Here is an 8,223-nt window from a genome sequence, read left to right as displayed (position 1 = left end):
CACCCACCCACCCGAATTGAAGGGGTAGCGCGAATAGGCAAAAATTTGCTGTAAGACTAATACTAAAAAATGTGTATTATTTAAAGCGGAAGGAGAGAAATATTTTATAATGATAAAACTCGAACACTTGAAAAAAGTTTATCCGAATGTTACGCCCATAAAAGATTTAAGCGCAGAGATTCAAGACGGTGAAATAATTTCCATCATTGGGCCGTCCGGAACTGGTAAAAGCACACTTTTACGCTGCATTAATTTACTTGAGAGACCAACGAGAGGCAAAATTTTCTTTCACGGTCAAGAAATTACTCACAAGCACTGTAATATACCTTTAGTGCGTCAAAAAATGGGAATGGTCTTCCAGTCATTTAATTTGTTCGGGCATCTCACAGTGATAGAAAATATTATGTTAGCTCCCGTAAAATTAAAGCATGTTTCACGTCAGGACGCTTACGACAACGGCATTAAATTATTGCGTCAGGTCGGACTCGTCAATAAAGCCCTGAATTATCCTGATGAATTATCCGGAGGCCAGAAGCAGAGAATCGCAATAGCCCGCGCTCTTGCAATGGATCCCGAAGTAATTTTATTTGATGAACCTACCAGCGCGCTTGACCCGACTATGATCGGCGAAGTTCAAGCAGTTATCAGAGAGCTTGCAGGCACAGGAAAAACTATGATGATTGTTACTCACGAAATGAAATTTGCGCGTTCAATAGCTACACGCGTTTTTTATCTCGATGAAGGCGGAATTTACGAGGAAGGCACCCCCGATAAAATTTTTGTTAATCCCGAACGTGAGAAGACCCGCAGGTTTATACGCAATCTCAAAGTTTTAGAAATCGTGATAGACTCGCATACTTTCGATTTTCCCGGCATTGTCTCGCAGATTGAGTCTTACTGCAACAAAAATTTAGTCCCCTCACGTATAGCCAATCATTTGCAGTTAGCTTGCGAGGAATTAACGAGACAAATTTTACTGCCCGTCATGAATGAGCCGGAAATAAAATTTACTGCTGAGTACTCAGAGTCAGATAATAAAATTGACGTGAAAGTCTCATACAACGGGGAAAAATTTAATCCGTTCGACAGTGATAATAATTTGTCCGTGTCAATGCTGCAAAAAATTACGAAAGATTTTAATCACGAAATGAGTAATGACGGCTCAAATGTAGTAAAATTCTCTGTGTGATATTCCAGAATGAAAGGCGGATAGGTGTATGAAAAAATTTCTTTGCGCTTTACTGGCTTGTCTGCTCGTTGTATCTTTTGCGGGCTTGGCTTGTGCAAAAAAATTGAATATTGCTTTTGTTACGTTCGGTGATGTGGAGTCAGACCCGTTTTATCGCGAAAACTACAGCGGCATTCAAGCATTTATTAACACTCATCCCGGCGCAAGAGTTAAAGTTTTCAAGGGTGCAAAATTAAACGCTCCTAACGTTAAAAGAGTGTTTGCTAAGGCTGTAAAAGCTTCGGACGTTGTTATTTATTCTGATGGTATATTGCCCGAAGTCGCCGAAATCGTTAAAGCCAATCCGAGAGTAAAATTTATTCTCACTCAAGAATGGCTCACTGACAAAAACGGGAAAAATTTCGAGCTTCCCAACGTTAAAGCATTGTGCTTCAGAGAAGATGAATCGGGATTCTTGGCCGGTCTTGCTGCTGCACTCACAAGCAAAACAAAAAAAGTCGCTTCCGTTCATGGTGTAGCAATTCCCAGTAATATAAGATTCAAAAACGGCTTTATCGCGGGCGTTCATTATGCTAACGAGAAATATAACACAAATGTAAATATTGTCGAGCTTCCCGAATACGGTGCTATTGATACAACCGGAAATTTTGTAGGCTCGTTCAAGAATGCTGCTAAAGGAAGAATCATCGGCAAGGCTTTAATTGATTCTGGCTGTGATGTAATATTTGCTTCAGCTGGCGAGTCAGGGAACGGCGTAATTGATTCCGCAAAAGATTCCGGCAATGTCAAAATAATCGGCTGTGATACGGATCAATTTGATTTAGGCTTTGACGGCGACAAAAATATCATTCTCACAAGCGTTATAAAGTTGATTGCTCCTCAGATTTTAGGCGCATTGAATGACATAGATTCTAATTATTTCAGTAGCGGAAATTATTTATTAGGCGCAAGTTCTCACGCAATAGGATACGTCAAGGGCGAGCATTGTTTGTTAGACTCTGACGTGAGAGAAAAATTAGATTCAGCTCTTGATATGATGAAGTCCGGAGAATTAATCCCGCTGAAATAATCGGCAGGAAATAATATATATTTATTAGGAGGTAAATTTTTATTATGAAGAAAATTTTTGCGTTATCGTTGTTAGTCGTTATGTTAGCTGCGTCATGTGCAAGTGCTGCGGTTACAGTCGGCCGTCACAGCATGTTGAATTTCACCGAGTCCGAACTTGTCAAGCTCATGCAGGAAAGCACCCAGCGCGAGTTTTTTGTCGGTCTTGATGTTACTGATATTGCAATAAAATTTTATGATTCGCTCGTTTTACTGCAAATGGCTCTGAATAAAGGCGAAGTCGAAGTATTGAGTCTTCCTCAATGTGTCGCAGAATACATGTTAGACGCAAATAAAAATTATGTCATTAAGGGCGTTGACTGGTGGTTTGTCTCATCGGCCTGCACTCTTAATTTCGCGTTCCTGGAGGATAACAAGACTCTTCGCGACCGCTTTAATAATGCACTCGCTGACATGAAGAGACTCGGCACACTTGGAATGCTTGAGCACAGATATATCACTGATCCGGAGCCTGAAACTTTGAAGCCTGTAGAATTTCCTAAATTTCCCGGCGAACCTACTATAACCGTAGCAGTAACAGGAGATTTGCCGCCTATTGATTACGTTGCTCCGGACGGGACTCCAGCAGGTTATAACACTGCATTACTTGCCGAATTAGCTAATAAACTTCATGTCAATATCAAAACTGTAATAGTTGAAACCGGTGCGCGTGCTGCTGCGATTCAATCAGGGCGCGTTGATGTCGTTTTCTGGTTCCAGAGCAATATTGATGAAACAATGCCGGCTATTGATGTTCCTCAGGGTTTAATTTTGTCGCAGCCTTATTACAAATGGAACGAACAATATTTTATAGGGCTTAAGGCAAAATAATAACTAGAAATTTTTTATCAGGAGGCTTTATTGCCATGAAAAAAATACTTATTGCGTTCATAATTGTAGTACTTAGCTTTAACGTTGCTTATTCGCAGGAGAAGAGCGATGCACTTTTTCAGGCTGCCTTGCTTCAGTCTTTGATGTCGGGAGTCTATGATGGTTTTATCACTGTAAAAGATGTAAAGAATTACGGTGATACAGGAATCGGAACATTTCAGAGCGTCAACGGTGAATTAATAATGCTTGACGGCCAAGTCTACCAGGCTTTATGGGACGGGAGCGTGAAAATTGCCGATGACTCCGAGACAATACCGTTTTGCAATGTAACATTTTTTGATTCAGATATAACACGTGAAAATGTCAGCGCAAAAAGTATTTCCGAGATTAAATCTAAACTTGACGAAATTGTGAACTCTCACGGGAAGAATCAATTTTATATGGCGAAGATTACCGGTTTGATGAATTCTATTCTTGTGCGTAGTGAATTAGCGCAGGAGAAACCCTATAAGCCTCTTGATGAAGCACTAAAGACAGATCAGCGCGAATTTACGTACAAAAATTTAGAGGGCGTTGTTGTTGCGTTATACTGCCCTGCTTACATGAACGGGCTTAATAGTCCGGGCTGGCACCTTCATTTTGTTTCGCATGACAAGACAAAAGGCGGCCACGTGTTAGAGCTTGATTTTAATTCGTGCAAAGTTGAGCTTGACATTATGAGCAGCTTTCAAATGATTTTGCCGGATAATGCGGGCTTTAACGATAAGGATTTGGCTATCGAAATGAGCGAAAGAATCAAGCAGGTCGAGAATCAATAAGCCTATAAATTTTTTCACGTTCTCCCTTGTTTTAATGCAGGGGAGATTTTTTTTTGCGCGTAAATACTTATTCTGCATAGTATAATATTTTGCGTTAATTCATATTTTATCAAGGGGGGTAATTTTTTGAGTCGTCTTGTAGTTAGACCTGAGACAGAAATTCAGGCTACAGCAAATTCACTTCACGCAGATTTAGAGAGGCGCGTTACTGGTGCACCTCCCGGGCTTTGTCCGTTGGATTTGGCGAGCAGTTATTTAAAAGTTTATTCTGCTCAGACTTGCGGAAAGTGTGTCCCTTGCAGAGTCGGTTTGCGTCAATTAGAAAAATTAATTGATGATCTAATCGAGGGGCGCGGCGATTTGAAAACGGTTGATTTAATCGAGAGAACAGCAGAAAGTATATATCATTCAGCAGACTGCGCAATCGGTTACGAAGCTGCTAATATGGTGCTTAAAGGTGTTCGGGGCTTCAGAGATGATTACATTGCACACGCTACTAAAGGTCATTGCCTGGCTGAAGGTTTTCAGGCGGTACCGTGCGTTTCTCTATGTCCTGCACATGTCGATGTACCCGGCTATATTGCTTTAATCAATGCAGGAAGGCAGGTCGACGCAGTTAGACTAATACGCAAAGATAACCCGTTCCCAAGTGTGTGCGCTATGGTTTGTGAGCATCCTTGCGAGAATAAATGCAGGCGCAGACTTGTTGATGACGCTTTGAATATTCGCGCGTTGAAATTATATGCTGTAACAAATTCCGGTCATGTGCCAGTTTATCGCGATGGAGAAGGCCCCGCACCCGCAACAGGAAAGAAAATCGCTATAGTAGGAGGCGGCCCAAGCGGTATAAGTGCAGCTTATTATCTCGGCATGATGGGTCATAGTGTAGAAATTTTTGAGCAGCGCAAACATTTAGGCGGCATGTTACGTTATGGGATTCCTGCTTATAGACTGCCGAGAGAAATTTTAGACGAGGAAATCAGCACGCTTTTAACAGCAGGAGATATTAAGGTTCATACAGAAACAGTTATAGGCGGAGATTCTTATCCGTTGACAAAATTACGTGAAAACTTTGACGCGGTTTATATTGCGATTGGTGCTCATACAGATAAAAGTTTACGCATTCCCGGCGAAGATTCCAGCGGCGTTATGTCTGCTGTAACTCTTTTGCGCAGAATCGGCGATAATGATTATCCTGACTTCACCGGCAAAAAAGTTGTTGTCGTCGGAGGCGGTAACGTTGCAATGGATTGCGCGCGCTCGTCAATGAGGTTAAAAGCTGAAAGAGTCGTAATCGCTTATAGACGTAGAAGAGAGGAAATGACAGCACTTCCTGAAGAGGTCATGGCCGCTGAAGCAGAAGGCTGCGAATTATTTGAACTTGTTGCTCCTCAAAAAGTAGAAGTCGAGAACGGCAAAACAAAAGCTCTCTGGGTACAACCTCAAATGATTAGCTTTGTCAAAGACGGAAGGCCGAGTCCCAAAGCAGCAAGCACCGACCCCGTAAGAATCGAAGCAGATTATGTGATTATCGCAATCGGTCAGGGAATCGAGAGCTACAATTTTATGAATGTACCAGTTAATACGCGCTCAGGAACGATTAAGACTCTTGATAGTGAAGAACTTGAAAATATGCCCGGTATTTTTTCCGGCGGAGACTGTGTAACCGGCCCTGCTACTGTAATAAGCGCAATAGGTGCAGGAAAAATCGCAGCAGCAAATATCGATGAGTATTTAGGATTCAATCACCCGATTAATATTCCCGTTGATATTCCCGACCCTGTGCCCCATAACAGACCGGCCTGCGGAAGAGTTAAGCTGCGTGAACGTTCAGTCGATGACAGGATCAAAGATTTCAGCCTCGTTGAAGAAAGTATGACTCAGGAAGAAATGGAACAAGAGACTAACAGGTGTCTGCGCTGTGATAGATACGGCTTTGGCACATTCAGGGGAGGCCGTGAATTACGATGGTAAACATAAAGATTAACGGTACAGCACTTCAAGTCCCGGAAAATATTACGATTCTTGAAGCCGCGAAAATACACAATATAAATATTCCTCACCTTTGTTACTTGAAGGATTTAAACGAGATCGGCGCATGTCGTGTGTGTGTAGCTGAAATCGTCGGGCTTGACAGACTCGTGGCCTCCTGCAACACTAAAGTACTTGAGGGAATGGAGATCCGCACAAATTCACCGAAGGTCAGGCAGGCACGCAAAATTAATATCGAGCTTCTTTTATCGCAGCATAGTGCAAGGTGTCCGGAGTGCGCGCGTTCAGGAAATTGCGAATTACAGACTATAGCAAACAGTTTAGGAATTACTGATTTCCCCTATCATGAAGACATCAAGCACTTAAAATGGAATCAAGATTTCCCGTTAATTCGCAAAGATGAAAAGTGTATTAAATGTATGCGTTGTGTTCAGGTCTGCGAGAAAGTACAGCAAATGAACGTGTGGGACGTTGCAAAATCAGGCTCTCAGACTCTCGTTGACTGCCGGGGCGGAAAGGACATCACCGAAATTAACTGCACAGTCTGCGGCCAGTGTATTACTCATTGTCCCGTAGGCGCACTCGTTGAACGCGATGACACCCAGAAAGTACGCGATGCATTTGCAGACGGCGATAAAATTTTGATTGCGTCAGTAGCTCCGGCTGTTAGAACGTCATGGGGTGAGCAGTTAGGCTTGACTCACGATGAAGCAACCGCAGAGAGATTAGCAGCTGCTTTGAAGGCTGTCGGATTTGATTACGTCTTTGATACGGATTTCTCGGCGGACTTAACTATTATGGAAGAGGCCAGCGAATTTGTCGAGAAGCTCAAGAACGCGAAAAATGAGAAATTCCCGATGTTTACGTCATGCTGTCCCGGCTGGATTAGATTTATAAAAATGGAGTTCCCTGACCTAGTCCCGCAATTATCGAGCGCAAAATCTCCTCAGCAAATGTTTGGAGCGATTATTAAATCATGGTACGCCCAAATTTTAGGAGTAACGCCCGACAAAATTTATCACGTTTCATTTATGCCGTGTACAGCTAAGAAATATGAGTGCGACGTGGAGTGCATGAATTCATCAGGTGCGCGCGATGTTGATGCAGTCTTGACAGTTCGTGAAATGGACAGATTAATCCGTTCAGAAGGTATCAACGTCAAAGATTTAAAGGATGTCGAATTTGACAGGCCATTAGGCACAGCTTCAGGCGCAGGACACATTTTCGGAACAACCGGCGGAGTCATGGAAGCAGCTTTACGAACCGCATATAATTTCGTAACAGGCAAGAATCCGGATCCAGACGCATTTAATTACGTTCGCGATTATAACGGCATCAAGGAAGCAGAATTTGAGATCGCAGGCGCAAAATTGAAAATCGCTGTAGTTCACGGTTTAGGCAATATCAGAAAACTTTGCAATGACATTCAAGCGGGCAGAGTCCATTATGATTTTGTCGAGTGCATGGCATGTCCGACAGGTTGTGCAGGAGGAGGAGGCCAGCCGATTCATGAAGGCGAAGAACTCGGCGAAGGACGCGGGAAAATTTTACTCGACATGGACAAGAAAATGACATTGAGATTTTCTCACGAGAACCCGTCAATTATTCAGTGCTACAAAGAATATCTCGGCAAACCTTTAGGCGAGAAGTCCCATCATCTTTTACACACTGACCAGTCTAAATGGGAGCTTTGGAAATAGCTTTATTGTCGCAATACTAAAAATTTTTCTTCCCGGGCTTTTTTTGAGTTCGGGGAGATTTTATTATTACACTTTTATATCTGTAAACGCGATAAATTAATTGCATGAGATCAGGAAATAGAGCAATTTTCAATGATACAAGCAAAGAGGTAAAATATATTTATGAAAGTGTTTTCCAATATTTACGTATTAGAATTATTAGCGCAAAGGCAGCAGGACATAGAGCGTTTTTCAAAATGTAATTATAAAATTTTGAAGTGAATTTCTATATTTTGATAACAATATTATGAAGGGTTTAAGAATGCCATTTACTCATTCTATGATAAATATTAAGCATTTTCGGAAAAGTATAACAAAATATTTTTGTTGAGCTAAAAACTTGAATGGATAATAGTCAATAAAGTGGACATAAAAAACTAAAATTAGTTAATTTTTTGTCCAAAATTCTGCTTCTTTCTCATTAGGAGAAAGTCCATTATTAGCACTATGAGGACGTTTAGTATTATAAAATCCGTCAATATACGACATTATAGACTGCTTTACGTCTTTTAATTGCAAAAACTTTCGCCTACTTATTTCCTATTTT

The 8,223-nt window shown here is 41.6% G+C and carries 6 protein-coding genes; all 6 read left to right on the top strand.

The window, feature by feature from the left end:
* Positions 1-109: 109 nt before the first annotated feature.
* Positions 110-1,189 (top strand): amino acid ABC transporter ATP-binding protein, encoded by a 1,080-nt coding sequence (locus IJT21_08925; protein MBQ7578373.1) that lies wholly within the window; start codon positions 110-112, stop codon positions 1,187-1,189.
* Positions 1,190-1,217: 28 nt separating this feature from the next.
* Positions 1,218-2,258 (top strand): BMP family ABC transporter substrate-binding protein, encoded by a 1,041-nt coding sequence (locus tag IJT21_08920; GenBank protein MBQ7578372.1) that lies wholly within the window; start codon positions 1,218-1,220, stop codon positions 2,256-2,258.
* A 44-nt stretch (positions 2,259-2,302) separates the two neighbouring features.
* Positions 2,303-3,127, top strand: a complete 825-nt coding sequence (locus IJT21_08915; protein MBQ7578371.1) for a transporter substrate-binding domain-containing protein — start codon at positions 2,303-2,305, stop codon at positions 3,125-3,127.
* A gap of 35 nt (positions 3,128-3,162) precedes the next feature.
* The gene (budA, locus tag IJT21_08910) at positions 3,163-3,945 is read left to right on the top strand and encodes an acetolactate decarboxylase (GenBank protein ID MBQ7578370.1); all 783 of its coding nucleotides are present in this window, start codon (positions 3,163-3,165) and stop codon (positions 3,943-3,945) included.
* A 126-nt stretch (positions 3,946-4,071) separates the two neighbouring features.
* On the top strand, positions 4,072-5,919 hold the full coding sequence (locus IJT21_08905; protein ID MBQ7578369.1) for an FAD-dependent oxidoreductase: 1,848 nt from the start codon (positions 4,072-4,074) through the stop codon (positions 5,917-5,919).
* Positions 5,913-7,637, top strand: coding sequence for an iron hydrogenase small subunit (locus IJT21_08900; protein MBQ7578368.1), 1,725 nt, complete (start codon positions 5,913-5,915; stop codon positions 7,635-7,637). The genes IJT21_08905 and IJT21_08900 overlap by 7 nt, the downstream gene beginning before the upstream one ends.
* Positions 7,638-8,223 lie beyond the last annotated feature (586 nt).

The organism is Synergistaceae bacterium (assembly GCA_017443945.1).
Classification (GTDB): domain Bacteria; phylum Synergistota; class Synergistia; order Synergistales; family Aminobacteriaceae; genus JAFUXM01.
Note: the sequence above shows the minus strand (reverse complement) of the source record. Positions and strands in the feature narration are given on the sequence as shown.